At 63.8% G+C, this 26,963-nt stretch carries 26 protein-coding genes and 1 pseudogene; 15 read left to right on the plus strand and 12 right to left on the minus strand.

All coding sequences use genetic code 11. The features are described from left to right. Positions 1-44 precede the first annotated feature (44 nt). The 7 genes and pseudogenes from J6524_RS16855 (at position 45) to J6524_RS16885 (ending at position 6,541) form a co-directional block, all read left to right on the plus strand. Positions 45-1,217 carry an acyl-CoA dehydrogenase family protein gene (locus tag J6524_RS16855; RefSeq protein WP_225672431.1) on the plus strand — a complete coding sequence of 391 codons (1,173 nt, stop codon included), beginning with the start codon at positions 45-47 and terminating at the stop codon, positions 1,215-1,217. A gap of 41 nt (positions 1,218-1,258) precedes the next feature. Further along, positions 1,259-1,663 carry a RidA family protein gene (locus J6524_RS16860; protein ID WP_225672433.1) on the plus strand — a complete coding sequence of 135 codons (405 nt, stop codon included), beginning with the start codon at positions 1,259-1,261 and terminating at the stop codon, positions 1,661-1,663. Positions 1,664-1,703: 40 nt separating this feature from the next. Beyond that, positions 1,704-2,828 carry a cupin domain-containing protein gene (locus J6524_RS16865; RefSeq protein WP_225672436.1) on the plus strand — a complete coding sequence of 375 codons (1,125 nt, stop codon included), beginning with the start codon at positions 1,704-1,706 and terminating at the stop codon, positions 2,826-2,828. Between the two features lie 11 nt (positions 2,829-2,839). Then, positions 2,840-3,751, plus strand: coding sequence for a fumarylacetoacetate hydrolase family protein (locus J6524_RS16870; RefSeq protein ID WP_225672438.1), 912 nt, complete (start codon positions 2,840-2,842; stop codon positions 3,749-3,751). Between the two features lie 9 nt (positions 3,752-3,760). Further along, the gene (locus J6524_RS16875; protein ID WP_225672440.1) at positions 3,761-4,408 is read left to right on the plus strand and encodes a flavin reductase family protein; all 648 of its coding nucleotides are present in this window, start codon (positions 3,761-3,763) and stop codon (positions 4,406-4,408) included. Positions 4,409-4,483: 75 nt separating this feature from the next. After that, positions 4,484-5,567, plus strand: a pseudogene (locus J6524_RS16880) (NAD/NADP octopine/nopaline dehydrogenase family protein). Beyond that, positions 5,564-6,541, plus strand: coding sequence for a 3-hydroxybutyryl-CoA dehydrogenase (locus J6524_RS16885; RefSeq protein WP_225672442.1), 978 nt, complete (start codon positions 5,564-5,566; stop codon positions 6,539-6,541). The pseudogene J6524_RS16880 and the gene J6524_RS16885 overlap by 4 nt, the downstream one beginning before the upstream one ends. A 27-nt stretch (positions 6,542-6,568) precedes the next feature. Here the strand turns inward: J6524_RS16885 and J6524_RS16890 are convergent, their stop codons facing one another. Genes J6524_RS16890 through J6524_RS16905 form a run of 4 tightly spaced genes read right to left on the minus strand, consistent with a single transcriptional unit; the run spans position 6,569 to position 11,275 of the window. Further along, positions 6,569-7,273 carry an ABC transporter ATP-binding protein gene (locus tag J6524_RS16890; RefSeq protein WP_249789513.1) on the minus strand — a complete coding sequence of 235 codons (705 nt, stop codon included), beginning with the start codon at positions 7,271-7,273 and terminating at the stop codon, positions 6,569-6,571. A 5-nt stretch (positions 7,274-7,278) separates the two neighbouring features. Continuing rightward, positions 7,279-9,048 carry a branched-chain amino acid ABC transporter ATP-binding protein/permease gene (locus J6524_RS16895; protein WP_225672446.1) on the minus strand — a complete coding sequence of 590 codons (1,770 nt, stop codon included), beginning with the start codon at positions 9,046-9,048 and terminating at the stop codon, positions 7,279-7,281. After that, a complete protein-coding gene (locus tag J6524_RS16900; protein ID WP_225672448.1) occupies positions 9,045-10,088 on the minus strand; it encodes a branched-chain amino acid ABC transporter permease in 1,044 nt (347 codons plus the stop codon). The genes J6524_RS16895 and J6524_RS16900 overlap by 4 nt, the downstream gene beginning before the upstream one ends. Before the next feature lie 38 nt (positions 10,089-10,126). Next, positions 10,127-11,275: an ABC transporter substrate-binding protein gene (locus J6524_RS16905; RefSeq protein ID WP_225672450.1), complete on the minus strand. Its 1,149-nt coding sequence runs from the start codon at positions 11,273-11,275 to the stop codon at positions 10,127-10,129. 140 nt (positions 11,276-11,415) lie between these two features. Between J6524_RS16905 and J6524_RS16910 the strand changes: the two genes are divergently transcribed. The 7 genes from J6524_RS16910 (at position 11,416) to J6524_RS16940 (ending at position 18,408) form a co-directional block, all read left to right on the plus strand. Beyond that, entirely contained in the window at positions 11,416-12,240 is an 825-nt protein-coding gene (locus J6524_RS16910; protein WP_225672452.1) for an alpha/beta fold hydrolase, read from the plus strand. Positions 12,241-12,741: 501 nt separating this feature from the next. Beyond that, on the plus strand, positions 12,742-13,533 hold the full coding sequence (locus tag J6524_RS16915; protein ID WP_225672454.1) for an aspartate/glutamate racemase family protein: 792 nt from the start codon (positions 12,742-12,744) through the stop codon (positions 13,531-13,533). 9 nt (positions 13,534-13,542) lie between these two features. Next, on the plus strand, positions 13,543-13,971 hold the full coding sequence (locus tag J6524_RS16920; RefSeq protein ID WP_283843317.1) for an organic hydroperoxide resistance protein: 429 nt from the start codon (positions 13,543-13,545) through the stop codon (positions 13,969-13,971). A gap of 26 nt (positions 13,972-13,997) precedes the next feature. Beyond that, on the plus strand, positions 13,998-15,176 hold the full coding sequence (locus J6524_RS16925; protein WP_225672456.1) for a thiolase family protein: 1,179 nt from the start codon (positions 13,998-14,000) through the stop codon (positions 15,174-15,176). After that, positions 15,173-16,414 (plus strand): SDR family NAD(P)-dependent oxidoreductase, encoded by a 1,242-nt coding sequence (locus J6524_RS16930; protein ID WP_225672458.1) that lies wholly within the window; start codon positions 15,173-15,175, stop codon positions 16,412-16,414. The genes J6524_RS16925 and J6524_RS16930 overlap by 4 nt, the downstream gene beginning before the upstream one ends. Before the next feature lie 27 nt (positions 16,415-16,441). After that, a complete protein-coding gene (locus J6524_RS16935; protein WP_225672461.1) occupies positions 16,442-17,224 on the plus strand; it encodes a cyclase family protein in 783 nt (260 codons plus the stop codon). 26 nt (positions 17,225-17,250) lie between these two features. Continuing rightward, entirely contained in the window at positions 17,251-18,408 is a 1,158-nt protein-coding gene (locus J6524_RS16940; RefSeq protein ID WP_225672463.1) for an ABC transporter substrate-binding protein, read from the plus strand. Between the two features lie 18 nt (positions 18,409-18,426). Here the strand turns inward: J6524_RS16940 and J6524_RS16945 are convergent, their stop codons facing one another. The 6 genes from J6524_RS16945 to J6524_RS16970 all read right to left on the minus strand — a co-directional run bounded on the left by J6524_RS16945 (position 18,427) and on the right by J6524_RS16970 (position 24,724). Continuing rightward, positions 18,427-20,049, minus strand: a complete 1,623-nt coding sequence (locus J6524_RS16945; protein ID WP_225672465.1) for an AMP-binding protein — start codon at positions 20,047-20,049, stop codon at positions 18,427-18,429. A gap of 170 nt (positions 20,050-20,219) precedes the next feature. Next, a complete protein-coding gene (locus J6524_RS16950; RefSeq protein WP_225672467.1) occupies positions 20,220-20,867 on the minus strand; it encodes an ABC transporter ATP-binding protein in 648 nt (215 codons plus the stop codon). Continuing rightward, positions 20,854-21,585 (minus strand): ABC transporter ATP-binding protein, encoded by a 732-nt coding sequence (locus J6524_RS16955; RefSeq protein ID WP_225672469.1) that lies wholly within the window; start codon positions 21,583-21,585, stop codon positions 20,854-20,856. The genes J6524_RS16950 and J6524_RS16955 overlap by 14 nt, the downstream gene beginning before the upstream one ends. After that, entirely contained in the window at positions 21,582-22,511 is a 930-nt protein-coding gene (locus tag J6524_RS16960; RefSeq protein WP_225672471.1) for a branched-chain amino acid ABC transporter permease, read from the minus strand. The genes J6524_RS16955 and J6524_RS16960 overlap by 4 nt, the downstream gene beginning before the upstream one ends. Then, entirely contained in the window at positions 22,508-23,404 is an 897-nt protein-coding gene (locus tag J6524_RS16965; RefSeq protein WP_225672473.1) for a branched-chain amino acid ABC transporter permease, read from the minus strand. Before J6524_RS16965 ends, J6524_RS16960 begins: the two co-directional genes overlap by 4 nt. A gap of 45 nt (positions 23,405-23,449) precedes the next feature. After that, positions 23,450-24,724, minus strand: coding sequence for an ABC transporter substrate-binding protein (locus tag J6524_RS16970; protein WP_225672475.1), 1,275 nt, complete (start codon positions 24,722-24,724; stop codon positions 23,450-23,452). Between the two features lie 235 nt (positions 24,725-24,959). Between J6524_RS16970 and J6524_RS16975 the strand changes: the two genes are divergently transcribed. After that, the gene (locus tag J6524_RS16975) at positions 24,960-25,286 is read left to right on the plus strand and encodes a hypothetical protein (RefSeq protein ID WP_225672477.1); all 327 of its coding nucleotides are present in this window, start codon (positions 24,960-24,962) and stop codon (positions 25,284-25,286) included. On the opposite strand, the gene J6524_RS16980 is transcribed toward J6524_RS16975, so the two are convergent. Then, the gene (locus J6524_RS16980; RefSeq protein WP_249789481.1) at positions 25,283-25,489 is read right to left on the minus strand and encodes a DUF2905 domain-containing protein; all 207 of its coding nucleotides are present in this window, start codon (positions 25,487-25,489) and stop codon (positions 25,283-25,285) included. The two genes, J6524_RS16975 and J6524_RS16980, sit on opposite strands and share 4 nt — an antisense overlap. A gap of 245 nt (positions 25,490-25,734) precedes the next feature. Continuing rightward, the gene (locus tag J6524_RS16985; protein WP_225672479.1) at positions 25,735-26,898 is read right to left on the minus strand and encodes an ATP-binding protein; all 1,164 of its coding nucleotides are present in this window, start codon (positions 26,896-26,898) and stop codon (positions 25,735-25,737) included. Between the last annotated feature and the right edge of the window lie 65 nt (positions 26,899-26,963).

Consider the following 26,963-nt stretch of genomic DNA (forward strand, 5'->3'; position numbering starts at 1 on the left):
GCGCGGGTGGCGGCGCGCAAAGCCGGCCTTTGCAGGAGACTGACATGACCCCGGTTTCCCAATTACGCGGGCCGTCGCGCGAACATCTCGCGTGGCCGTTCTTCGATTCCCGCCACAGCGAATACGTTGCGGCACTCGACGCTTTTGCCGCCGATCTCGGCGATACGCATGGCGGGGATGTCGACGAAACCTGCCGTTCGCTGGTTCGCCGGCTTGGCGCTGCAGGATTGCTGGAGGCGTCGGTCGCGGGCGACCGACCCGATGCCGTGATCGATTCCCGGCTGATTTGTCTCGCTCGTGAAACGCTGGCCTGGCACAGCGGGCTCGCCGATTTCGCCTTTGCGATGCAGGGACTTGGCACCGGCGCGGTGGCGATTGCCGGCTCTCCCGAAATGCGCGCGCTGGTGCTGCCGAAGGCGCGGCGTGGCGAGTGGGTTTCAGCCTTCGCTCTGTCGGAGAAGGAAGCCGGTTCTGACGTCGCCGCGATGAGCTGTAGCGCCCGGCGCGAGGGTGATCACTACATTCTGGATGGTGAGAAGACCTGGATCTCCAACGGTGGCCTTGCCGATGTCTACACGCTGTTTGCGCGAACCGGCGAGGCGCCGGGTGCGCGGGGCATTTCGGCCTTCGTGGTGCTTCCGGACGATCCCGGCTTTTCGATTGCCGACCGCATCGATGTGATGGCGCCGCATCCGCTCGCGACGCTGCGTTTCGAGGGATGCCGAATTCCGGCGGCGCGGCTGTTGGGCTCGCCCGGCGAAGGTTTCAAGATTGCGATGCGCACCCTCGATATTTTCCGCGCGTCGGTCGCAGCCGCCGCGCTGGGTTTTGCCCGCCGGGCGCTGGATGAGGCAACCCTACATGCACGTAGCAGGCGGATGTTCGGCGGCGTGCTGGCAGATCAGCAATTGACGCAGGCAGCTCTCGGCGACATGGCCGCGGGCGTCGATGCCAGCGCGCTGCTGACCTACCGCGCCGCCTGGCGGCGCGACGTGCAGAAAGCCTCCACCACGCGCGAAGCGGCAATGGCGAAGATGGTCGCCACCGAAACCGCGCAGGAAGTGATCGACCGCGCGGTGCAGATGTTCGGCGGCCGCGGCGTTCGCTCGGGCGAGGTGGTCGAGCAGCTCTACCGCGAGATCCGCGCGTTGCGCATCTATGAAGGCGCGACCGAAGTCCAGAAACTCATCATAGGACGCGACGTCCTGAAAGCTTAAGCGAACAGGCATCCAGTCGTGTCCTGCAGTGGGAGCTTGAAATGTTCGAAGTCTTGCAGCCGCCAGGTTGGGCCAAGCCGAGCGATTACGCGAATGGCATCGCCGCGCGCGGCAAGATGATCTTCGTCGCTGGCCAGATCGGCTGGAACGAGCAATGCAAGTTCCTATCAGATGATCTGGTGGAGCAGATCGGCCAGACCCTCAAAAACGTCGCAGCTGTCCTGCGCGCCGGCGGCGCCGCACCCGAGCACGTCGTGTCGATGACCTGGTTCCTGCTCGACCGCAGGGAATATTCGGCGCGCCTGAAAGAAATCGGCGTGGCCTATCGCGATGCCATGGGCCGGCATTTTCCGGCGATGACGGCGCTGCAGGTCTCGGGGCTGGTTGAGGATCGCGCCAAGGTCGAAATCCAGGCGATAGCGATGGTGCCTGACCAGATGAGCTGACAACGACGCCGGCAACGGCGCCAACCCACAGGAGGGCGAGATGGCAACGAAAGCTCGTGAAAATCATCGGGAAGACGTGGCCGGCCGGGCCAATGTCGAGGATACGCCGGAACTGCTCGCCTATTATGACGAACTCGAACGGCTGGAAGCGGGCGCGCTCTGGACGGTAGCGAACAAGATCGAGCCCTGGCAGCCGAAATCCTCCTCCGTTCCGGTGTTGTGGCGCTACGAGGATCTTCGCGCGCACGTGTTGCGCTCCGTCGAGCTGGTGTCGCCCGAGAAGGCCGGGCGCCGCGTCATCTATCTGAATAATCCCGGCCGGCGCGAGCACGCCGCCGCAGTCGGCTGGCTCTATTCCGGCCTGCAGGTCATGCATCCGGGCGAGGTCGCGTCCGCCCACGCTCATTCGGCTTCCGCGCTGCGTTTCATCATGGAAGGCGAGGGCGCCTACACCATCGTCGACGGTCATAAGATGACGCTCGGCGCCAACGACTTCGTCCTGACGCCGAACGGCACCTGGCACGAGCATGGCGTCTCCAGCGACGGAACGCCCTGCATCTGGCAGGATGGCCTCGACATTCCCCTGGTCAACACGTTAGAGGCCAACTTCTACGTCGTTCACCCCGATCTGCAGCAGAGCGTTGGTTACCCTGTCGATGACATGACGCATACCTGGGGAAGTCCTGGCCTGCGTCCGGCGGGCGCAGAATGGTCCAAGGGATATTCGCCCCTGCTGAAGTATGAGTGGGGTCCGACCTACGAGGCGCTACAGCGTTACGCCAAGGCGGCCGACGGCTCGCCCTATGACGGCGTGCTCATGAACTACGTCAATCCGGTCACCGGCGGTCCGGTGATGCAGACGATCGGTGCGTCGATGCAGATGCTGCGGCCGGGCGAGAGCACGCGCGCGCATCGTCACACCGGCAGCTTCATCTATCAGGTCGCAAAGGGCCGCGGCCACTCGATCATCGACGGCAAGCGCTTCGACTGGAAGGAGCGCGACATCTTCTGTGTTCCCTCATGGGCCTGGCATGAACACGCGAACTCATCCACCAGCGAGGATGCCTGCCTCTTCACGTTCAACGACCTCCCGGTCATGCAGGCGCTCGGGCTCTATCGCGAGGAAGCTTTTGGCGACAATGGCGGCCGGCAGCCCCTCGCATAGGAGAAGAAACCGTGCGTCTCGTTACCTATCGCAGCACAGTTGAGGCTGCCGCCCGTCTTGGTGCTGTTGTCGACGATCTCATCATCGACGTCGAGAAGGCCGGTCTGCACGCCGGCGTTTCGCTTCCATCATCTATGCTCGACTTCATCGATCTTGGGCCGCCGGCGTCGGCGGCGCTCAAGAAGATACTGAACGAGGGCAGGGACCAATGGCCCGTCGGCGCCGCATTGCCACTGGCGAATGTCAGACTGCTCGCGCCGATCCCGCGTCCGCGCAAGAACGTCTTCGGCATTGGCCTCAATTATATCGAGCACGTCGAGGAATCCTCGCGTGCCCTCGACACGGCCAAGGATCTGCCCAAGCAGCCCATCATCTTCTCGAAGCCGCCGACCAGCATCATCGGGCCGGACGAGGCGATCCAACACAACAAGCAGATCACGCAGCAGCTCGACTGGGAAGTCGAACTCGCCGTCGTGATGGGACGGACCGCGCGGCGGGTCTCGGAAGCGGATGCACTCGGCTTTGTGTTCGGCTACAGCGTGATGATAGACGTCAGCGCCCGCGATAATCGCCGCGCCGGCCAATGGATCTATTCCAAGGGGCAGGATACCTATGCGCCGTTCGGGCCATGCATCGTCACAGCAGACGAAATCACCGATCCGCACGCGCTCGATCTCTGGCTGACCGTGAACGGCGTCGAAAAGCAGCGCTCCAACACGCGCCACATGCTGTTCAAGGTGCCGCTTCTGATCGCGGATATCTCGGCGGCGATGACGCTGGAGCCCGGAGACATCATCGCGACGGGTACGCCCGAGGGCGTCGGCGCCGGGCGAAGTCCGCAGGAGTGGCTCTGGCCGGGCGACGTCGTGGAGGCGGAGGTGGCGGGCATCGGCCGGCTGCGCCATCCAGTGGTGGCGATCTGAGAGGCCGACATGATCTTCGATATGGAGACGCTGGAGGCGCAGAACCGCTACAAGATCCTGACGGCCACGGTGACGCCGCGCCCCATTGCCTGGATCACCACGCTCTCCGCGAGCGGCGTGATCAATGCCGCGCCTTTCAGCTTTTTCAACGTGATGGGACATGAGCCACCGACGGTCGCGATTGGGCTTCTGGCGGGCTCAGGGCGCTTCAAGGACACGGCGGCAAATATTCTCGATACCGGCGAGTTCGTTGTGAACCTGGTCGCCGAGCGCAACGCCGAGGCGATGAACATCACGTGCATCGACGCGCCGCCTGATATCGATGAGCTGGCGCTCGCTGGATTGACGGCGGCTGCTTCGGATGCGGTACGCCCACCGCGCATCGCGGAATCGCCGGTGTCGTTCGAGTGTCGTGTCCTCACTTCGCTGGTGACGGGGCCGCGGCAGACGGCCGTTATCGGCCGTATCGTTCGCGCCCATGTCGACGATGCCGTGATCCTGGACAAGGAGCGCTGCCACATCGATACGCAGGCGCTGCATCTGATCGCCCGCATGCATGGCAGCGGCTGGTATGCGCGCTCGACCGATCTGTTCCAGATCGATCGGCCGACTTGGGCGGCGTGGCAGGAAAAGAAGGTCAAGGCAGAACCGGCGTAACGCTCTCTCTGTGTGCGGCGAGCCTCGCTTGGTGCCGCATCGTTTGTGCCGGCTGGCAGTGAAGCGGAGGACATCTTGAAGATTGCAGTGTTGGGTGGAGGAAACGGTTCGTTCGCGGCGGCCGGCGATCTTACGCTGGCAGGTCATGAGGTCCGCTTGTGGCGGCGAAATCCCGCAGATGTCGAGGCGCATCGTGCCCAGGGCGGCACGATCACGGTCATCGACCGCTCGGGCCGTCGTGACGCCAGGCTTGCAGCGATCACATCTTCGATCGCGGAGGCCATAAATGCCGCCAACCTTATCCTGTGTCCGGCACCGGCCTTCGCGCAGCCGGCCATCGCCGAACGGGTCGCACCGCATTTGCGCGACGGCCAGGTCGTGTTCCTGCCGCCGGGCACGTTCGGCTCTTGCTCGCGCCGCACGGGCCGTGGGCAATCGCACGGAGATCGCAACCGCTGAGACCGGGACATTGCCGTGGTTGGCGCGCAAGCAGGGTCCTCACGCCGTCCGTATCTCAGGTAGGGGCGCGCGGTTGCCGACCGGCGTGTTTCCGACGCGTCTCGCCAAGCATGCGCTCGGCGTCATCGAACGCGCGTTTCCGAACGCCATCGAGCCATGCGGCGATGCGCTTTCAGCCGCGCTGATGAATGCCGGGCCGATCATTCATCCGCCGCTGATCACCATGAACGCCGGCCCGATCGAACATTTCGACAAATGGGACATCCACAAGGAAGGGACGCAGCCGGCCATACGCCGCGTGACAGACGCGCTCGACGCCGAACGCATCGCCATCCGCGAGGCGCTCGGTTACGGAAAGCCGCATTTTCCTCTTGCCGACCACTACTCGCGCGATGGCGAGCCCTGGATGTACGCACGCGATGCGCACGAGCAGCTCACCGACTCCGGCGGCTGGTCTGAACGCCTCATCCTCGTCGAGCACCGCTATATGCAGGAGGACTTACGTCTCGGCCTGTCGTTCCTCGCGTCGGTGGCGGGCCTCGCCGGCGTGCAAACGCCGCTCGCCAAGGCGTTCCTGGCGATCGGCTCCGCCATCACCGGAGAAGATTTTGCGGTGACCGGCCGGACCCTGTCTTCGCTCGGTCTCGGCGGCCTCGACCGGGCTGCATTGCAAAATCTTCTTGCCGAGGGCTTCCGATGAAACCGGTCATCGGCTGTCTCGGCGCCGGACGCATGGGTCGCGGCATCGCGGTCGTATTCGCGTTCGCCGGCCATCAGGTTGTCGTCGTCGACTTCAAGGAACGGGATGCGCCGGCTTTTGACGCGCTTGCGGGCGAGGCGCGGGCCGAGATCCGCTCGACGCTGGAAATCCTTTCACGCATAGGCCTGCTCTCGCCAGAGCATGTGAGCACGATTGCGCAGCGGGTCACGATCGTATCGCGGCAGGAGGCGGAAACGGCCTTGCCGCGCTGCGACTTCATCTTCGAAGGAATGCCGGAGATTCTCGCGCTAAAGCAGGCGGCGCTGGCCGAGGCGTCCCGGCTGGCGGGTGAACGTCCGATCATTGCTTCGACCACGTCGACGATCCTGGTAGACGACCTTGCTGAAGCGATCGAGCATCCCGGCCGTTTCCTCAATGCACACTGGCTCAATCCCGCTTATCTGGTGCCGCTGATCGAATTGTCACCCGGGCGGCTCACCGCGCCGGAGGTCACGGCACGGATGAAGGCGCTTCTAGAAAGCATCGGCAAGGTGCCTGTCGTCTGCGCGGCGCGGCCTGGATTCATCGTTCCCAGAATCCAGGCGCTGGCGATGAACGAGGCCGCGCGCATGGTGGAAGAGGGCGTCGCGTCGGCAGAGGATATCGACAAGGCCGTCATCTATGGCTTTGGATTCCGCTTCGCGGTGCTGGGCCTGCTCGAGTTCATCGACTGGGGCGGCGGCGATATCCTGTATCACGCCAGCCGTTATCTGGTTGAGGCGCTCGGCGACAGCCGGTATGCCGCACCTGACATCATTGCGACGAATATGCGCGAAGGACGCATCGGCATGAAGACCGGGCAGGGGTTCATGAACTACGAAGGCGTCGACCAGGCAGCCTATCGCGAGCAGCGGCTTGCGGCCTTTGCCTTGGCGCTGCGGACGATGGGGCTCGCTCGCGAACCTGTAGTTTGAAGCGCAGCCGGAGGCCGCGCCTTCGCTTCAGTGGCCGCCGAGATAGGCTGCGATCAGTTTCGGGTCGTGGATCAGGGTTTCCGCTGGCCCGGACTGGATGATCTCGCCGGTCTCCAGCACATAGCCGTAATCCGCAGTTTCCAGCGCGGCGCGGGCGTTCTGCTCGACGAGGAGGACCGAGACGCCGAGGCTTCGCAGCGAGGCGATGGTGCGGAAGATTTCGCGCACGATGAGCGGCGCAAGGCCGAGGCTGGGTTCATCCAGCACAAGCAGCTTCGGCTTCGCCATTAGCGCGCGGCCGAGCGCCAGCATCTGCCGCTCCCCGCCCGACAGCGTGCCGGCGGCCTGCTTAGCCCGTTCCTTCAGCCGCGGGAAGCGATCGAACACATCGTCGAGGCTTTTGCGCGTCATCGAGCGATCGCGCAGGCTGTAGGTGCCCAGCAAGAGATTGTCGGCAACGGACATGTCGGCGAACAGCTCGCGCTTTTCCGGCACGAGGCAAAGGCCGCGTTCGACACGGCCCTCGACATCGATCTTCGCCAGGTCGGTGCCTTGAAAGATCATTCGCCCAGTGGACTTCAGCAGCCCGATCGCCGCCATCAGCAGGGTCGTCTTGCCGGCGCCGTTCGGGCCGATCACGGTCACGATCTGCCCTTGCTCGACCGACAGCGAGACGTTCCGCACGGCTTCCACCTTGCCGTAGGCGACCGACACATTTTCGATCGAGAACATCTGCGTCACGCGACACCTCCGAGATAGGCTTCCTGGACGCGGGCATCGCTGCGGATCGCCGCAGGTTCTCCTTCACAGAGCTTAGAGCCGAAATCGAGCACGACGATGCGGTCGACCAGCGACATCACGAACTCCATGTCGTGCTCGACGAGCAGGATGGTCAGGTGATCGGCGCGCAGCGAACGTAACAGCTCGGCAAGCTTGAGCTTCTCCTGGCGACGCAGACCGGCCGCCGGCTCGTCGAGCACAAGCAGCGTCGGATCGGCGGCGAGCGCGCGGGCGATCTCGAGCACGCGCTGATTGCCAAGTGGCAGGTTGCCGGCAAGCTCGAACGGCTTGTCGCCGAGCCCGACGCGTTCGAGCTGCTGCAATGCCTCGTAGCGCGCGCTGGCTTCTTCCGCCTGATTGAGGCGCAGGGCGCCTGCGAACAGGCCGGTCCTGGTGCGCGAATAGGTGCCGAGCAGCACGTTGTCGAGCAGCGTCATCCTCGGCCGCAGCTTCACGTGCTGGAAAGTGCGGGAAATTCCGGAGCGGGCGATGTGGAATTGCTGGTCGCGGGTGATCGACCGTCCCGCGAACGCGATCTCGCCGCTGTTGGCGCGGAGTGCTCCCGTGAGCAGGTTGAACATCGTGGTCTTGCCCGCGCCGTTCGGTCCGATCAGCCCGAGTATTTCGCCGGACTTCACTTCGAAGCTGACATTGTTGACGGCGATCAGGCCGCCAAACCGTCGCTGTGCCTCGCTCACTTTGAGAAGCAACGTGCCGGGCGGCGGTTGCTCGCGGCGTGGCAGTGGCGCCGCCGCTTGCGGGCGGGACAGCTTCATGCCGGGGAGGAAGCTGGAGAGGAATGGGACGATGCCCTGCCTTGCGCGTTGCAGGAACAGGATGAACAGCGCCGAGAACGCCACGATTTCGAGCTGGCCGGAGGCACCCCTGGCGATCAGCGGCAGATAGTCCTGCACGGCATTCTTCAGCAGCGTGACGATTGCAGCTCCAATCACACCGCCCAGAATGCTGCCGGCACCACCGACCATCGCCATCATCAGATATTCGATACCCATGCCGGCCTCGAACGGTCCGGGGCTGACGAAGCGGCCGAGATGGGCATAGAGCCATCCGGACAGCGCGCCGAAAAAAGCGGCGATGACGAAGGTCAGCAGCTTGATCTGGAACGCGCTGATCCCGAGGCTCTCGACGAGAGTGTTGCCGCCGCGGAGTGCGCGCATCGCGCGGCCGATCCGGGAGTCGAGAAGGTTGTAGCAGAGGAGCAGGATCGCCACGACGATGGTCCAGATCAGGAAGTAGATCTGCCAGCTCTCGACCAAAGCGACCCGACCGATGGAGATCGGCGGAATGCCGGAAATGCCGTTATGCTGGCCGAGGCCATCGATGTTGCCGAACAGGAACGCGATCGCCAGTCCCCAGGCGACCGTGCTCAGCGACAGGAAGTGGCCGCCAAGGCGCAGCGTCACGAAACCCAGGATCGCCGCGACGCTGCATGTCAGGATGACAGCCAGCACCAGTCCGAGCCAGGGCGAATAGCCGTTCAGCGCTGTGGCCCATGCGGTCGAATAAGCCGCGACGCCGACGAAAGCCGCCTGGCCGAACGACACGATGCCGCCGACTCCGGTCAGTAGCGCAAGCCCGATGGCCGCGAGCGCGTAGATGCCGATATAGTTCAGCAGGGTGATGCTGAACGGATTGAGCACGAACGGCGCCGCCACGAGACAGGCGATCGCCGCGGCAATGATGAGGCGAATCTGAAGCAGCGTCATTCCTCGACTTCCTCTTCGGAATGGTGCGAGGCGAGTGAGCGCCAGAGCAGGATCGGAATCAGCAGCGAGAAGACGATGACGTCCTTCAAGGTGCTGCTCTGGAACGAGGCGAAGCTTTCGAGAATGCCGACGCCGAACGCGCCGAGCGCCGCGCCGGGATAGCTGGTCATGCCGCCCACGATGGCGCCGACGAACGCTTTCAGCCCGAGCAGGAACCCGGAATCGTAGAAGATCGTATTGACCGGGGCGATCAGGATGCCGGATACGCCCGCCATCAGCGATCCCAAGAGATAAGCGATCGTCCCGGCGCGTGCGGGCCGGATACCCATCAGCCGGGCGCCGGTCCGGTTGAATGCGGTCGCGCGCAGCGCCTTGCCGAGCAGGGTGAAGTCGAAGAACAGAAGCAACAGACCGCTGAACACCAATGCTGCAGTGAGTATCAGTATGGTCTGTCCGGAAACGTGCACGCCGGCGATCTCCAACGCCATCGACGTCAGCGGCTCGGTCCGCACGCCTTCAGGACCGAAAAACAACAGGCCAAGCCCGACCAGCGCGAAGTGGAGCGCGACCGAGACGGTCAGCAGCAGCAGGACCGAGGCGTCCGCGATTGGACGAAACACGATCCGGTCCAGCAGCGGCGAGATCGGCATGATCAAGAGTAGCGCCAGCACGATCCTGACGGGCATCGGCGGATTGAAGCGCATCGTCAGCCAGACGATGCCGACGACGATCAGCGGTAACACGAGATAGCCGAGGATCGCCTTTGGCACGGCGCGAAGCTCGCCCGCGCGAGCCAGCGACACGACTTCCATCAGGCAGGCCATGCATGCCAGCACAACGACGAGCCCGACCGTTCCGGGGAGCTGTTTGGCGTCAAGCGCAGCCAGCGTCAGCGCCGTGAAGGCTGCAATGTCGCCGAACGGAATGAAGATCACCCGCGTCACGGTGAAGATCAGCACGGTCCCGATCGCGACCAGGGCGTAGACCGCCCCGGTCGCTATTCCGTCGATCGCAAGGATCGCTGCGATATCTGCCGTCATGCCGTCGGCCGTCCTTCCGTGCTGTCAGTTGGCATCACTCAGGGTTGGTAAGTCCAGGCGCCGTTGACCAGGCGGACGATCACCAGCGCGCGCTCGTCCACGCCGTAATAGGCGCCCGGCTTGAAGTTGTAGACTGCGTGCACGCCCGAGAGCTCCTTGGTGTTGAGGATCTCGTCGCGCAGGGCTTTGCGGAATTCGGCGGTGCCGGGCTTGGCGGTTTTCAGCGCGCGCTCCGCGGCAGAGGTGAATATCCTCCAGCCGTCGAACGAATACGCGGAAAAGCCGTCCGTGGTCGGCAGATTGTTGGCCTTCTGGAAGGCAGCCCGAAACTCAAGCGCGAGCTTCTTGGCGAAGTGGTTGTCGGGAAGCTGCTCGGCCACGATGACCGGGCCGGCGGAGACCTGAATTCCTTCCGCCGCCTTGCCGCCGACACGCACGAAATCAGGATTGACCAATGCTACCGTGCCGTAGGTCTTGCCCTTGAAGCCGCGTTCGCCAAGCGCAAGCAGCGGCAGCGCGCCCTGCGTGCCGGATCCGCCGATCAGCACGGCGTCGGGGCGCACAGCGAGCACTTTAAGGATCTGGCCGGTGACCGACGTATCGACCCGTGCATAGCGTTCGTTGGTCAGCACCTTGATGCCGTCTTCGGCTTCGGCTGCCTTGGCGCCGTTGTAGACGAGGTCGCCCCACGCATCTGAAAAGCCGATATAGCCGATGTTCTTCATCGCATCGCGCTTCATGCGATCGGCGACGACCTTGACCAGCAGCGAGGCGGGTTGCGGAACGGAGATGGCCCACTGATCGGCCGGATTCGGCTGTCCGGACAGCGGGGAGACGGCGATCATCGGCACCTTCAACTCTGTCGCGACCCCCATCATCGCGATGGTCGACGGGGTAGTCGCAGTGCCGATCAGGACATCGACCTTCTCTTCCTCGATCAGCTTGCGGGCGTTACGTGTTGCGGCAGAAGGATCAGAGCCGTCGTCGAGCTGGATCAGCCGGATTTTCTCGCCATTGACCTCGCTCTTGTACTCCACCGCAGCCTGGATGCCACGGCCATACGGGATGCCGATCGAGGAGCCGGGTCCGCTGAGCGACGTCACGAAGCCGACCGTGATGTCGGCCTGTGCGGTCGAAGCCGCGATGAGGCTGCCGATGAGTGCAGTCAAACTCAACATCTTGCGCATTGCATTCCCCCTTGGTTGAAAACAGCCGCGACCTGAGCGAGATGTCAGCATGGATCGAGGTCGGACCAGCACGATCGATGCCGCGATTGCCACCGAAAGCCGGCGTGGGCCCGGTCCCCGCGCCCGGATGGAGTTACGAAATGAGCGTCACGAGAACCGGTTCCAACGTCGAGCGTCGCTTTGTTACGACGCCTCTTGGGCGCATCCATGTCGCGACAGCGGGAACCGGCTTCCCGGTTCTGCTGCTGCATCAGACACCGCGCTCGTGGGACGAATACCGCGATGTGCTGCCGCTGCTCGGCCGCGATTTCCGCGCGATCGCAATGGACACGCTCGGCTTTGGGGATTCCGATCCGCCTGCGGGCGATCCCTCGATCGAACTGTGGGCACAAGGGGCTTTCGCGCTGCTCGATGCGCTGGAAGAACCGCGCGCCGCGATCGTTGGACACCACACCGGCGCGGTGATCGCGGTCGAAATGGCTGCTTCGGCGCCGGCGCGGGTGAGCGCGCTGGTGCTCTCGGCCTGTCCCTTTGTCGATGCGGCGCGTCGGGCCAAACATGAGGGCATGCGCGTCATTGATGATGTTGAGGCGCGCACCGATGGCGCCCATCTCACTGAGCTGTGGGCTCGGCGGCAGCCGTTCTATCCGGCTGATGATGTTGATCTGCTGCAACGCTTCATGATCGATGCGCTGCGGGCTGGCGAGATGGCGGCGGAAGGCCATCGGGTGGTGAATCGCTATCGGATGGAGGACCGTCTGGGGCAGATCCGCTGTCCCACGCTGGTCATTGCTCCGACGGGCGATCCGCACGTTCATCCGGTAGCCCCGAGGATCGCTGGAGCTATCGAGGGCAGTATCCTGCGTGAGCTCTCAGGAGGCATGGTGCCGCTTCCCGATCAGATGCCCGAAGCTTTCGCCGGTCTCGTCCGCGATTTCATCGCTGCGCAGGCGGCCGGAAAATGAAACAGCTGACGGAACGTCCGGTCCGATCGCGACGAATGCGGACCGGCCGGTAGCCCGTGCTGTTCCGAGGTCGATGATCTCAGCCACGATTGATGAGCCTCTATCAACGCAACCACCAGGGCGAGATGCGCCCCGCACAAGCTCCAGTGCCTGCCAATTGTTTAAAGCCTAAAGTATTTGTCGGCGGAAGGTCAATACGCCAGTTTCGCGCTTCTCCTGAAAAAACGTAGGGCGGTGCGTGCAAGCGCGAAAGCGGAATTCGCCTGTGCAAAAGCGTGAGGCGCTGGCTGCCTGTCGTTTTGGCAAAGCGATTTCGTCTTGCACAGAAGCATCGATGCTCCGTTTAATTGACGCGAAAATTATTTTGTGGTTGAAATATTTCAGTCGATGGAATGAGCGCTCCGTTACGACGCTCACGACGATCGGCTTAGGCGTGTCGTCAGCCTCTTGCTGCGAAGGTTCGGCGATCGGCACGCGCCGCCAGTCAACGGGACATCCGCTGTGCGCATCTTCTGGCAGAGCTTCGTCGACCAGGCTACGAGCGCTCCCTACATGGCGCGGCTTGCAGCCTATCTGAACGAGATCGCGGCGCCCGGGACCACCGTGCACGTCGAAGGCATCACGCCCGCGGACCGCGATTTCGGTCGTCTCAGCGAACTCCGTTGCGCAATCCAGGCGATCGACAATGGGCTCGCTACGCAGGAGAACGGCTTCGACGCCTATGTCATGGGGCACTTCCAGGATCCCGGATTGTACGAGCTGCGTTCGGCGCTGACCATTCCGGTGATCGGGACCGGCGAAGCTACGCTGCTCGCCGCCTCGCAGCTCGGCCGCCGCCTCGGCCTGGTTACGCTCGATTCAGCCTTCGAGGTCTGGCACTACGAGCAGGCCGATCGCTACGGATTATCCGGCCGCATCGCGCATGTTACCGGCATGGGGTGCCGTCCGGAGGACTTCAGTGCTGCGTTTGCAGGCGATGCGACGGCGAAAGCGCGCATGCTGAGCGATTTTGCGGCCTGCGCGCAGCCGCTGGTCGAGCGCGGCGCTGATGTCATCATTCCGGCCGGCGTGCTGCCTGGCTTGCTCATTGCAAGCGAGCACGGCTTCAAGGTCGGCTATGCGCCGGTGGTGAACTGTGCCGCGGTTGCGCTGAAGAGCGCGGAGATGTGGGTGCAGTTGCAGCGCCTCAACGGCACTGGGCCGAGCCGGGGGCCGAGCTTCGCGCTGGCCAATGACCGCGCCCGCCAGGATTTCCGCGCGGTTGTGGCGCGGGACAAACCGAAGGGTTCTTGAGGACGAAACATGCTGCAGCCAGACAAGATTCTGTATGAAGCCGAAGTCACGGCGACCGGCGGGCGCGATGGCAAGGCCGCGAGCGATGACGGGCTTTTGTCGGTGTCGCTGTCGCTGCCGAAATCCCTGGGCGGTCCGGGCGGACCGGGGACCAATCCGGAGCAGCTCTTTGCGGCCGGCTATGCGGCATGCTTTCTCGGCGCGGTGAAACTCGTCGCGCGCACGCGCAAGATCACGCCGTCGGCAGAACCGACTGTCACCGCCAGGGTCGGCATGGGACCGGTCGCGGTTGGCTACGCGCTCACCGTCGAGCTCAAGGTGCAGCTCCCCGGCGTGGAGAAAACCGTCGCCGAGGAAGTCGTCGCAGGCGCTCACGAGCGCTGCCCTTATTCCAACGCAACGCGCGGCAATATCGACATGAAACTGACCGTGCTCTAAACGGCATACAGGAATCCGGTAGTTCGATGCAGAGCTCCATCCGAACACCATATGATCGGGTCGTGATGGCGGTTCCTGTGACGATCCCCTATGTGCGCTACTCGATCGAGAGCGCGCAGTGGTGGATCGGCCGCGCGCTGAAGGCGCTGGTGGATGGCGCCGGGATCACGCCGCGCGATATCGACGGCTTCTGTGTCTCGAGTTTCACGGCGGGGCTCGACAGCGGGATCGGCCTCACCCAGCATTTCGGGCTGTGCGTACGATGGATCGACACCATTCCGCTTGGCGGGGCGAGCGCAATTGCGGCGCTCCGCCGCGCCGCGCGGGCGGTGCAGGCGGGCGATGCCCGCATGGTGGCCTGCGTCGCCGGCGACACCTACCATGTCGATTCCTTCCGCTACACGCTCGAAAATTTCTCCCGCTTCAACCAGGACGCCGTTTATCCCTATGGCGCCGGTGGCGCCAATGCGAGCTTTGCCCTGATCGCGCGCAATTACATGCGAACCTTTGGCGCGCAGCGTGAGGATTTCGGCAAGATCGCGGTTGCCCAGCGCAGCAACGCGCTGCGCAATCCCCATGCCCTAATGAAAACGCCGCTGACGATCGAACAGTACATGTCGGCGCGGCCGATCGCCGAGCCGCTTCATCTGTTCGACTGCGTGATGCCGTGCGCAGGCGCCGAGGCGTTCCTGGTGATGGGCGAGGATGTCGCGGCATCGCTGAATTTGCCGGCGGCCAAGATCCTTGCCACGATCGAGCGCCACAATGCGTTCGGCGACGATCCTGTTCAGGTGCGAGGCGGATGGGCTGTTGATATCGACGAGCTCTACGCAATGGCCGGCGTGAAGCCAGATGATCTCGACGTCGTCCAGACCTATGATGATTATCCCGTCATCTCGATGATGCAGTTCGAGGATCTTGGCTTCTGCCGGAAGGGTGAGGGGCCGGACTTCGTGCGGCAGCATGATCTGACGATCGACGGCAGCTTCCCGCACAACACTTCGGGCGGACAGCTTTCGGTCGGGCAGGCGGGCGCGGGCGGCGCCTATCTCGGGGTAGTCGAGGCGCTGCGCCAGGTGCTCAGGTTGGCTGGTCCGACGCAGGTCAAGGACGCACGGATCGGATTGGCGTCCGGTTTCGGAATGATCAATTATGATCGCGGCCTCGCCTCGGGCGCGGCGATCCTCGCGGGACCAGGCGCATGATTGAGCCGATCGCAAAGCCGCGCCGGAAGAATCCGCTGTTGCGGACGCGGCTGCCGACCTCGCCCCCGCGGGCGCGAAGCCGCGCATCGCACGGCTTCACGCGAGCCGCCGCCGAAGGCCGCTTCATGCTGCAGCGCTGTGGCGCCTGCGCGACCTTTTGTTACCCCGCGCGCGACGCGTGCCCATCCTGTCTTTCCGCCGATCTTGTCTTCACGGACGCGCCGCGGCGCGGCACGCTTCTGTGCGGGACGATGCTGCATGTCCCGGCCGACGTGCACTTCCGCGAGCGCGCGCCATGGCGCGTCGGCCTGGTCGCCATGGAATGTGGTCCGACAGTGGTGGCGCACCTGCATGCCGACTGCGAAGAGGGGCAGCCGGTGGTGATGTCGTTGCAACTGGACAAGAGCGGACAGGCCGTGGCCTTCGCGCATCCCGAACGGGAGACCCCCAACATGGCAGACGACAGGCAGTGGCGTGAGATGACGGCCGAGCCGAAATTCCGGCGCGTTCTCGTAACGAACGGGCGGAGCATCGTCGGCCAGGAAACTGTGGCCGCGCTGAAGGCGGCGGGTGCGTCGATCGTGTTCGTCGGCATCGCCGAGCCCTGGAAGCCGTTTCGCGGCGAGGATGCGTTGCGCGCTCTCGAGGGCGTCGAGATCGTGCCGCTCGATATCGGCGACGAGAAGTCGGTGGCCGATCTGGCCGCCGATATCGGTGGGAAGGTCGATATTCTCGTAAACACCACCGAACATGTCCGTGCCGGCGGGCTGCTCGATCGTCAAGGCACCAGCATCGTGCGCGACGAGATCGACCAGAGCTACCTCGGCTTCGTACATCTGGCGCAGGCGTTCGGCCCGGCGATGCGGATGCGCGGCTCCGATGGCGTCAACAGTGCCGCCGCCTGGGTTAACATCCTGTCGGTCTATGCGCTCGCGAACTGGCCAGTGTTCGGCGCGTATTCGGCGTCACAGGCCGCCTGTCTGTCATTGTCGCACTCCCTGCGCGCGGAGCTGCGGCCCGGCGGGATCAAGGTGGTGAACGTGTTCACGGGGCCGCTCGATATCGAATGGTTCCAGACGGTGCCGCCGCCGAAGGTCGCGCCTCGGGTAGTGGCGTCGTCAATCGTATCGGCACTCAAGCGCGGACTCGAAGATGTGTTCGTGGGCGACGTCGCCGAAGACATTCGCCAGCGCCTTGCGGCCAATCCCAAGGCGGTCGAGCGAGAGCTTGGGACATAGCAAGCTTGTTGGAGCGGGAGAAGCGCAATGGACAGCAACAGTCTCATGCAGTTTGCCGGCGCAATTGCATCCGGCACGGTGCGCGTCGTCGATCTGACCTTCACGCTGAGTCCGGATTTCCCTGTCATTGTGCTGCCGCCGGAATTCGGTCAAGCCGCGCCCGTCCGCATCCAGCAGATTTCGCGCTATGACGCCAGTGGTCCTGCCTGGTACTGGAACAATCTCAGTTTCGGCGAGCACACCGGAACGCATTTCGACGCGCCGATTCATTGGTTCACCGGCAAGGATCTGCCGAACAACGCAGTCGATACGCTCCCGGTGCGCGACATGATCGCGCCGGCCTGCGTGATCGATTGCTCGGCGCAGGCCGCGCAGGACCCGGATTTCCTTTTGACGATACCGGTCGTGGAAGAATGGGAGAGTCGCCACGGACGGATTCCGGAGCGTCATTGGGTCTTGCTGCGCACCGATTGGTCGAAGAAGAGCTGGCGCGACTACGCCAACCTCAAGGACGACGGCGCGCACACGCCCGGACCGAATGCCGCCGTGATGCGCTGGCTCGTCGAGGAGCGCGGCATCATCGGTTTCGGCACCGAGACGATTGGAACGGATGCCGGCCAGGCTGGTCATCTCGATCCCCCTTATCCGGCACATCATTTCCTGCATGGTGGCGGGCGTTACGGTCTGCAATGCCTGTGCAATCTCGATCAGTTGCCGCCGACCGGCGCGGTGATCATCGCAGCGCCACTCAAGATCCAGAACGGCTCCGGCAGTCCACTGCGCGTGCTTGCGCTGCTGCCCGCGGCTTAGCCTTTTCGCTTACATCGAGTGGCATCATGAAAAAGAAGAAGACTCTGTTGATCAGTGCTGCGCTCTTGCTCGGCATGATGGCGCCGGCGCATGCCGAAATCCTCGTCGGCTTCGTCATCGGGCTGAGCGGGCCGGTGTCCTCGATCGGCGTGCCGAACGCCAAGGGTTTGGCTGCGGGCCAGGCCTATATCGGTGAGATCGACGGCGAAAAAGTCCGCGTCATCCAGCTTGATGACGGCTCGGATCCCGCCGCATCGACACGCAACGCCCGCAAGCTGGTTGAGCAGGAGAAGGTCGATTTCCTGATCGGCACGTCGGGCGCCCCGCAAACACTGGCGATGGCGACCGCTGCCATCGAGATGAGGGTCCCGATGGTGGCGGTCTCGCCGATCGCGCCCGTTTCGGCCGGGGAGGGCGGGCCGTGGGTAGTGCAGACGCCGCAGCCGACGCCGCTGCTCGTTCAAGGCATCGTCGATCACATGAAGAGCCGCAACGTGAAGACGGTGGCATTCATCGGCTTCTCCGACGCCTTCGGCGACCTGATGTATAACTCATTGCTGCAAAGCGCGGAGCCTGCCGGCATCAAGGTGATCGCGAACGAGCGCTATGCGCGTTCCGACAACTCGGTGACCGCACAAGTGCTGCGCGCGATCTCCGCGCGTCCCGATGCGATCATGCTGGGCGGAACGGGCACGCCAGGCGCGCTGCCCGTGATTGCGTTGTCCGAGCGTGGTTACAAGGGCCCACTCTACGGCAATCACGGCATGATCAGTGCCGACTTCCTGCGGCTCGCCGGCAAATCCGCTGAAGGCATCATCTGCCCGACCGGCCCGGTGACCGCGGCCGAGCAACTCCCCGAGAGCAATCCGATCCGCAAGGTCGCGCTTGCGTTCCGCGCGGCCTACGAGAAGGCTAACGGCGAGGCGCCGGCGGACGCGTTTTCACCTTATGCGTTCGATGGCTGGCTGGTGTTCATGGATGCCGCCAAGCGCGCAAAGGCATCGGGCGCGGCGCCGGGAACGCCGGCGTTCCGCAACGCGCTGCGCGAGGCGTTGTTCACCACCAAAGATGTCGTCGGCGCGCATGGCATCTACACTTATACGCCGGCTGATCGCCATGGCGTCGATGGCCGGGCGCGCATCCTTGTCCAGATCGAAAACGGGAAATACAAGCTGCTGCCCTAAAGCGCCGGGGGCCTTGGCTCAGGCGTGACGCAGCTTCGCCTTGAGCGCGCGTACATCGATCGCGCGCTTCTCGTTGACGGAAGCAGCCGCCAGTGTCTTGATCTCGCCGCGGGCGAGCTTGCGTGTCGACGACAGCGGCAATTCCTCAACGATTGCGATATAGCCGGGCACTTTGTGATAGGCGAGCCGTTCGGCGCAGGTTTTGACGATCTCGGCCGCGAGCGCGGCGGCGTCATCGACCTTGCCGTTCGGCACGATGAACGCAAAGACCTCTTCGCCGCGGATCTCATCCGGCACGGGTGTCACCGCGCAGCCGCCAATCCGCGCATCCATGTAAAGCGCGCTTTCGACCTCGAGCACGCCGATATTTTCGCCGCTACGCCGAACGATGGTCTTCTTGCGATCGAAGAAATAGAGAAGCCCGCCTTCGTCGGCGAAAACGAGATCGCCAGTGTGGAACCAGCCGTCCTGCCAAGCCGCTTCAGTGGCTTCCTCGTCTTTCAGGTAACCGCTGAAGAATCCGGCGCGGGCATCGTCCCCCTTCGCGCGCACCAGCAATTCGCCGGGTTTCCCAAGCGCGACATCGGCGCCCTGATCGTCAACGAGGCGATATTCCATCTCCGCGGAAGGCCGCCCCACGCAGCGCGCGCCGAACCCGGCCGGTTCGCGCGCGGTGGTGGTCGCCGCCGCGCCTCCGGTCTCGGTCATCGCCCAGGCCTCGACGATCGGGATGCGGTAACGCTCCTCGAATGTGGCTCGGTGGCGGACATCGACGCCCGGCGCAAAAGCGAAGCGCACGCGATGCTGTCTTTCGACTTCTGTTACGGGCAGTTGAAGCAGAATGGCTGGAATGACGCCCAGGCAATGGACGACAGTGGCGCCGCTCTCGGCCACGCATTGCCACCAGCGGTTGGCGTGAAAGCGATCGAGTGGCACCACGGCGCCGCCGAGCATCATCATGCCGACCGCGCTGCAGCCGAGCGCGTTCATGTGAAACATCGGCAACGGCGTCAGGTTGATTTCGCGGTCCGGCTGCAGTTCGGCGACGCCGCCCTGTGAGAGGTACCAGTCGGCGACCTGCAGGAAATAGCGGTTCGAGAGCATGCAGCCCTTGGGCTTCCCGGTGCTGCCTGACGTGAAAAGCAGCGCGCATTCATCACTCAACTCGGGACTTTGCGCCGCAATATCCGTGTGGCACGGCGGAATACGGCTATCCGTGTCGATCAGGCGGGCGCGCCCGAGCACGGCATCCTTGGTCACATGCATGCGGTCTGCTGTCACTACTAGCAGGTCGGCATTAGAAAGATCGAGCTGAAAAGACAACTCGTCGGGGCGGACTTCGGGATTGATCGGAACGATCGAAACCCCGAGCGCGTTGAGCGCCAGCCAATGCAGGAAGAAGACTGGGCGGTTTTCGAGCAGCAACGCAACCCGCGCACCGCGTCCGTAGCCGGCCGCTGCATATTCGGTGCAAAGGCGATCGACCTCGGCCTTGAACGCTCCGTAGGCAATGTTGAATCCCTCGGGCGCGTAGGGAAGCTGTGCGCTGGCAGGGGCGAGCAGGAATGGCGCGTGCGGCCGCCTTGCGGCCATAGCCGCGAATGCATCGGACGGCGATCGATGGGGAATGTCCCGGCTCATTGCGGACGCAGCTCCTGTTGATGCCTCCAGCCCCCGGATTCGGCGGCGGGGAGCCCGCGCGGCCCTTGGCTGTGGCGACAGTTTCGTACAATATTTTAAGCCTAAAATATCTTATCGGCCAATAGCTATCTGTCCAAGTCGGCCCGCCGCGATGGTTCGACGGGTCCTCTTCAACTCCTCACGCCTACCGATCCGCGGTCAATAGTGAATACGCGATCGAGCAGACCGTGCGCGTGCGTCATGCTTGATTCGGCGATAATCACTGACAATCCGGACTTGCGTAGCCCAGAGATCACCTCGGCTAGGCGCCGGGCCAGCACCGGTGCCACGCCCTCGAACGGCTCATCGAGCAAGAGAAGCTTGCGTCCCGCCATCATCGCCCGACCCAAGGCCACCAGCTTCTGCTGACCGCCTGAGAGCTGCAAGGCCTTGCGCGCGCGCAAGGTCGTCAGCTCCGGGATGGTGTTGTAGATGTGCGCGAGCTGCACCTTTGCGTCGTCCGCATCCGCGGCCCAGGCAGGCAGCAGGATATTCTCCTCCGCCGACAGGCCCGGCACAAGCCGCCGGTCCTCAGGCATATAGCCGATGCCGAGCCCCGCGCGACGGTAGGTCGGCAAGTCCGCGAGCTCCCGGCTCTCGAAGTCGAGCCGTCCGGATGCTCGCGCCTGCAATCCCATGATGGTGCGGAGCAGGGTAGTCTTTCCTGCGCCATTGCGCCCGATCAGGCCGGCGAACTCGCCTGAGCTGACCTCAAGATCGATGCTGCGCAGAATCGCCACCGCCCCGATCGACACGGAGACGCCCTCAAGCCGCAGCATGGGGTATCTCCTCGCCGATCACGTAGCGGCGCACGTTCTCTGCGCGCAGCACGGTGTCGGGCGATCCGTCCGCGATGATGCTGCCGTCGTAGAACGCCACCACGCGCCCGGCAAACCGCGCGACGATGTCCATATCGTGTTCGACGAAGATCACCGTTACCCCGGCGACACGCGCCGCGCCCATCACGACGTCCATGATTGCGAACTTCTCGTCGGCGGAGACGCCGCTCGTCGGCTCGTCCAGGAGCAGCAGCTTGGAGCGGCTGGACAGGGCCATGGAGACGTCGAGCAACTTGCGGATTCCTTCGGGCAACAGGCCGGCCTTCTGCGCGGCGTAGGGTGCGAGCTCGAACCTCGCCAGCGTCTCGTCGGCCGCCGCCTGCGGATCGTCCATCGCGGCAATGCTCTCGGCGACCAGCAGGTTCTCGCGAACGCTCAGCGAATTGAAGAGTTGCGGTATCTGGAATGAGCGCGAGATGCCGAGCTTAGTGATCCGGCGCGGGCTGAGGCCTACGATGTCGCGTTCGCCGAACAGGATTTGACCGCTGTCGGGCCTGAGATAGCCCGTCACCATGTTGAGAAAGGTCGTCTTGCCGGCGCCGTTGGCACCGATCAGGCTGACGACGATGCCAGGATCGAACGTCAGGCTGATATCGGCCGCCGCCCTCACGGCGCCGAAGCTCTTCTGCAACCCTTTTGCAGTCAGCACCGCACTCATGCGGACCTCCGCCGCCGCTCGGCGAGCGTCCACAGGCCGGCCGGCAGGAACATGATAATGGCCAGCATGGCCAGGCCAAGCGACATCTGCCACACGTTGGGCGCATACTGGCTGGCGATCGTGCGCAGAGCCTCGAAGATGGAGGCTGCCACGAAGGGGGCCAGAATGCTCTGGGTGCCGCCTAGGATGGCGATGAACACGAACTCGCCTGAGGTCGTCCAATAGGTCATCTCGGGATCGACATGGCCGACCGCCAATGCCGCCAGGGCGCCGCCCAGGCCCGCCATGGCACCCGCAATCAGGTAGTTGACATACACCACGCGGTAGGGCGAGGCGCCGAGATAGGCCACCCGCAGCTCGTTGTCGCGCACGCCGGTGGAGAGCCGTCCCCAGTGTCCGCCCAGCAGCCTGTGCGCCAACAGCGCCACAACCACTGCACAGACCGCGCCGGCAATGAGAAACACCCGCCGCTCCACGCCAGGCGCCAAGGCAACTCCGAAGAATGTGCGCGCATGGAGGTTGAATCCGTCCGTGCTGCCCAGCGCGGCGCTCTTCACCAACACGCCGTACAGGATCATCGAAAATGCCAGTGACAGCATGGCAAAGAAGATGTCGCGATACCCCGCGAGCAGCAGGCCGAGCAGGGCGGCCATCAACCCGGCGGCTGCAGCGCCTGCGAGCAGCATCACGGCCGCATCGGCAACATGCAGATGATGCGAGAGCAGCGCAGCCGTATAGGCGCCGATGCCGAAGTACAGCCCCTGTCCGAACGAAACGAGCCCGGTGCGCATCAGCACAAGAAGGCCCAGCACCACCACGCCCTTTGCGAGCGCCAGCATGGCCATGAAAACCAGCCATTGCGGCGCGAGCAGAGCCAACGCTGTCAGCGCGGCGAGAGAAGCGATTGCGACGATCGCAGCCTTCATATCTTGCGCGCCTCCTGCGCCGCGAACAGTCCCTTCGGGCGCGCAATGAGCACCAGGGCCATCACCGCGTAGATGGAGAACAGCTCAGCCTCCGGCCAGTAGCGCACCGTGGCCGAGCGGACGAGGCCGACCAGAAGCGCGCCGAGCGCCGCTCCGCCGAGACTGCCGAGACCGCCGATCACCACTACCGCGAAGGCGAGCACGATCACCTCAACACCAATGCCAGGCGTCACGGCGATCGTCGGTGCCGTGAATGCCCCGCCGAGCGCCGCCAGCGTCGCACCGACGGCGAAGGTGGCGAGATAGACCCGGCTCACGTTGATGCCCATCGCCATGCTCATCTCACGGTCGTGAATGACGGCGAGCAGCAGCTTGCCCTGGCGCGTGCGATAGAGCGCCCAGGCAAGGGCGAGCCCGGTCGCCAACGCCAATGCGATCAGCAGTACGTTATAGACGGGGTAGGGCAGGCCGCCGAGCTGAAGATTTCCAGGCAACGCGTAGGGCTCTGGCAGCAGCAACGAGTCCACGCCCCACACCAGCTTGATCACGTCCTCCATGATCAGGAAGACAGCATAGGTGATCAGTACCAGCACGACCTCGTCCTTGCCGTACATCCACTGCAGCAGGCCACGCTCGATCACCGGACCGACGAGGGAGCCGACGAGGACGGCCGCGAGCAGCAGCATCGCGAAGCTGCCGGCCGCCGGCAGTCCGCCACCGAGCCACGCGCCGGCAAGCGAGCAGGCCGCATAGGCGCCCAGGGCATAGAGGCTGCCATGGGCCACGTTGAGGATGCGCATGACGCCATAGATCAGCGTCAGCCCGGCCGAGATCAGGAACAGCCAGGACGCATAGGTGATGCCGTCGAAGGCAATGGGTAGGATGCTGCTCATCGGAAGCCAAGCGGCGGCAGCCTGCAGGGCTGCCGTCCCTGATTGTTATTTCTTGAGGCCAGACTTGATCCAGACTTCGCTTTTCACGCCGTCGGGTGGGTTCACCTTGTCCGCGGAATAGCGTGCGATATCGACGATCTTGAGTTCACCAGCCTCGACCTTGGTCGTGCCGACGGCGGCGTCCATGATCGCCTGGTGGCCCTTGCCGAGCGCCATCTTCACCGGCCCACCGGGGCCTTCGAAGGTTAGGTTCTCGAATGCTGCGATGATCTTGTCCTGGTCAGGTGCCTCATTGCTGCTGCCCTTGGCCTTCTCGTAGGCCGCCTTCACGCCGAGGATTGCCTGCGTCATCTTGAAGGACGCATAGTTCGGCGGGATGTGGTAGCGGTCTTGGTAGGTGGTCTTCAGCCAGCGCGCCAGATCAGTGTCCGGTGCGAACGGCCCAAACGGACCACGCGCCCCCAGGATGGTTCCGTCCGGAATCCGCGTGCCCAGCCTGTTGATGGCCGGTTCGCCGGCCGACAGCACCACCTTGTGCTTCTCGAACAGGCCACGCGGTGCGCCCTGCAGCACGAGGCCCTCCAGATCGCCGCCCCACATGCTGGAATGGATCACCTCCGCCCCGCTACCGAGAAGCGTGGTGATTTCGGCGCCGAACTGGCCCGCAAAAAGCTTCGGCATCTGCGAGGTCTTCACCTCGATGCCAGGCTTGAGAGTCTTCATGGCGTTCTCGAAGTCCGCCCAGGAGTCCTGACCCCAGGCATAGTTCTGATTGAGGCCGGCAATCGATTTTACGTTGGGATTGCGTTCCACCAGATAGAGCGCGACGGACACGTTATCCATCGTGCCGGTTGGACCGGTGCGGAACACATATTTATAGCTCGCGTCCTCGAAGATGCGCGGCGTGCCGCAGTCGAAAAGGACGGTGAGCTTCTTCTGCTCCTCGGCAACGGGTGCAATCGCCAGGCAATCGCCGCTCGAGATGTAGCCGATCACGATGTCGACCCTTGGCACGAGATTGCGATACTCGGCCACCTGCTTCTGAGGGCCGCCCGCCTCATCGATGATGACGAGTTCGATGGGTGTCCCACCGAAGCCCTTCTGCGAATAGGGTGCGGGCACGGTGCCCGCGTTGAGCAACTCCGCCGTCAGCTCGGCGGCGTTGCGCGCCGGGACACCGAACGGACCGGCGGCCGGACCGGACAGGAACGTAACGATGCCGACCTTGAGTGGTTGCTGCGCCAGCGAAGCCGGCACCGCCAGCAGAAGGGCGAACGCGGCCAAGCCCGCGCGCAACCCGAAGCTCGATGATGCTCGCATTGGTTTCCTCCTCCCCGTTGTTGGTCTGATTGGATCCATGACCTAGCGGTCCTTTGTAAGCCATTTTGCTCCGCCTTGAACCTGTTAAGGCCATCCTCGCGCGCTTCAAGGAGTGCGGGTTCCGGTCGTGCAGTAAGTCTCCGAGCTTTCATTGCCGGGAATAATGGGCGATAATTGAAGGCCGGTTCGCGGCCGGTGCGGCGCGGCATGAATCGGTGTACGGAGGTAGAGGCGGATGCCTGAGCGGATGTACAGTTCAGACGGCGATATCGATACTACAAGAGCAAGCGCTCGTCTGGCCGGCCTCGACATCGACATCATTCGCCGGCAATCGCCGAATGGTGATTGGGAGCAGATATCAATCAACCTGCGGGCAACGCCGTCCTTCGAAGCGTTCGGGTCCTCGTTCGAGGCGGCTAACCCTTTCACGTTTTGGGTGCAGGCCACACGATTAATGTGGATGCCGTGGCTCCTCACGGCGCAGACGATGATGCTGCCGGCAGGACGGCCGCGAACGCTGCCGAGCGCCATCCACCCAGAGCAAGAAGGCGCCGACGGCTAACGGTTCGCGAGCCAAAGGATCAGGGAAAGAATCACGCTGACCAGCAGCGATGTTGCGAGCGGAATATAAACGCGGAAGTTGTCGCGCTCGATAACAAAGTCGCCGGGCAAGCGGCCCAAGCCGACCTTGTTGATCACTGGCCATAGCAGTCCAAGCGCAACGAGCGACAAGCCGAAGATGATGAGGAGACGCGAAATCGACATTGCGCCGAGCCTACGATCACAGTGGGCGAGCCGATTGAGGGAGCAAGCGGATTTGACGTGCTGCTGTGACCGCGGTCCGTTGCACGGCTCCGATAGGCCAGTATAGCGATTTCGAGCGAAGTGGACACCCGCACTTGGCAAGCTGACACTACGATTGTGCCGTTTACGGATTTTCGGTTGCCGGCTCGTATACGGGTCAGATGAAGGTGGCGCTGCACCAGATCGCGCCGAGGCGCAGCGCGCCCTCAAGCGGAGATGCTGCGCGGGGCCGGTTCGAGAGCGTTGATAACATCCTTCGCTGCTGCGGCCGTGATCGGTCGGCCGACGGGAGGGGGTGCGCCTTCCTGCGCCGGCAGGCTGATGACCGCGTGCAGTCCCTTCGGCTTGTTGGTCAAAACTATGTCTCCGCCGTGGTGGCGGACAATGCTCCGCGCAATGGAAAGGCCGAGACCGACGCCTCCCGTTTCGCGATTTCGCGAATTCTCCATCCGGAAAAATGGCGTAAAAACCTGCTCGCGGGCGTTGTCGGGAATACCGGGTCCATCATCCGAGACGATGATTTCGATAGTATCTGCGCGCCTCTCCACGCTGACGCGCGCCCGCTCGCCATAACGGATGGCATTCTCGACGAGGTTTCGGCACGCGCGGCGGAGTGCATCTGGCCGGCAGCTGTAGCCGATCTTCTGTCCGTTCGAGAACGAGACGTCATGACCGAGTTCGGCGAGATCGTCGCAGAGACTTTCCACGAGAGCCGTGAGGTCCACGGCGCGGGTATTCTCCACGGTTGAATCTTGGCGGGCGAAAGCGAGGGTAGCCTCTGTCATTGTCTGGATTTCGGTAATGGTAGAAAGCATTTTTTCGCGGACTTCCTCGTCGCGCACGAATTCGGCACGCAAACGGAGCGAGGTCAGAGGTGTGCGCAGATCATGACCGATCGCGGCGAGCATCTTGGTGCGGTCGTCGACGAAACGGTGCAGGCGCGCTTGCATGCGATTGAATGCCTCGGCGGTGCGTCGGATATCGTCGGGGCCGGTTTCCGGCAGCGGCACGATCTCCTGGCCACGGCCAAGGGCCTCGGCCGCTACGGCGAGGCGGCGCAAGGGTCGCGCAATGCCGCGTGCGGCAAACACGGCAATAATGGACAACGACAGCGCCGAAAGGCCGAGCGCCAGAGTGGATTTGGAGGTCCAAAAGCCGTCCTGCGCGGGTTTGGCAAATGCGGTGTTCAACCACGCCCCGTTCGCCAACTGAACGGCCAGACCCATGCCAGTGGTGTCATCGAGATAAAGAAACTTCGCCGGCCGGGAAAGCGGCCAGGCTTCCGGTTTCAGGTCGATCCACTGTGAGGAGGTGGCGCTGCTGCTCTTGGCTGTGTTTCGGGTGAAGTCCGGTCTCACCTCGGCGGGCACATTGTGGCCGGGAAAGGATACGCGCGGCAATGGCTGCGCCAGGCGCTCCCATGCCTCCTCTCGCC

This window comes from Bradyrhizobium hereditatis (assembly GCF_020329435.1).
In the GTDB taxonomy this organism is placed as follows: domain Bacteria; phylum Pseudomonadota; class Alphaproteobacteria; order Rhizobiales; family Xanthobacteraceae; genus Bradyrhizobium; species Bradyrhizobium hereditatis.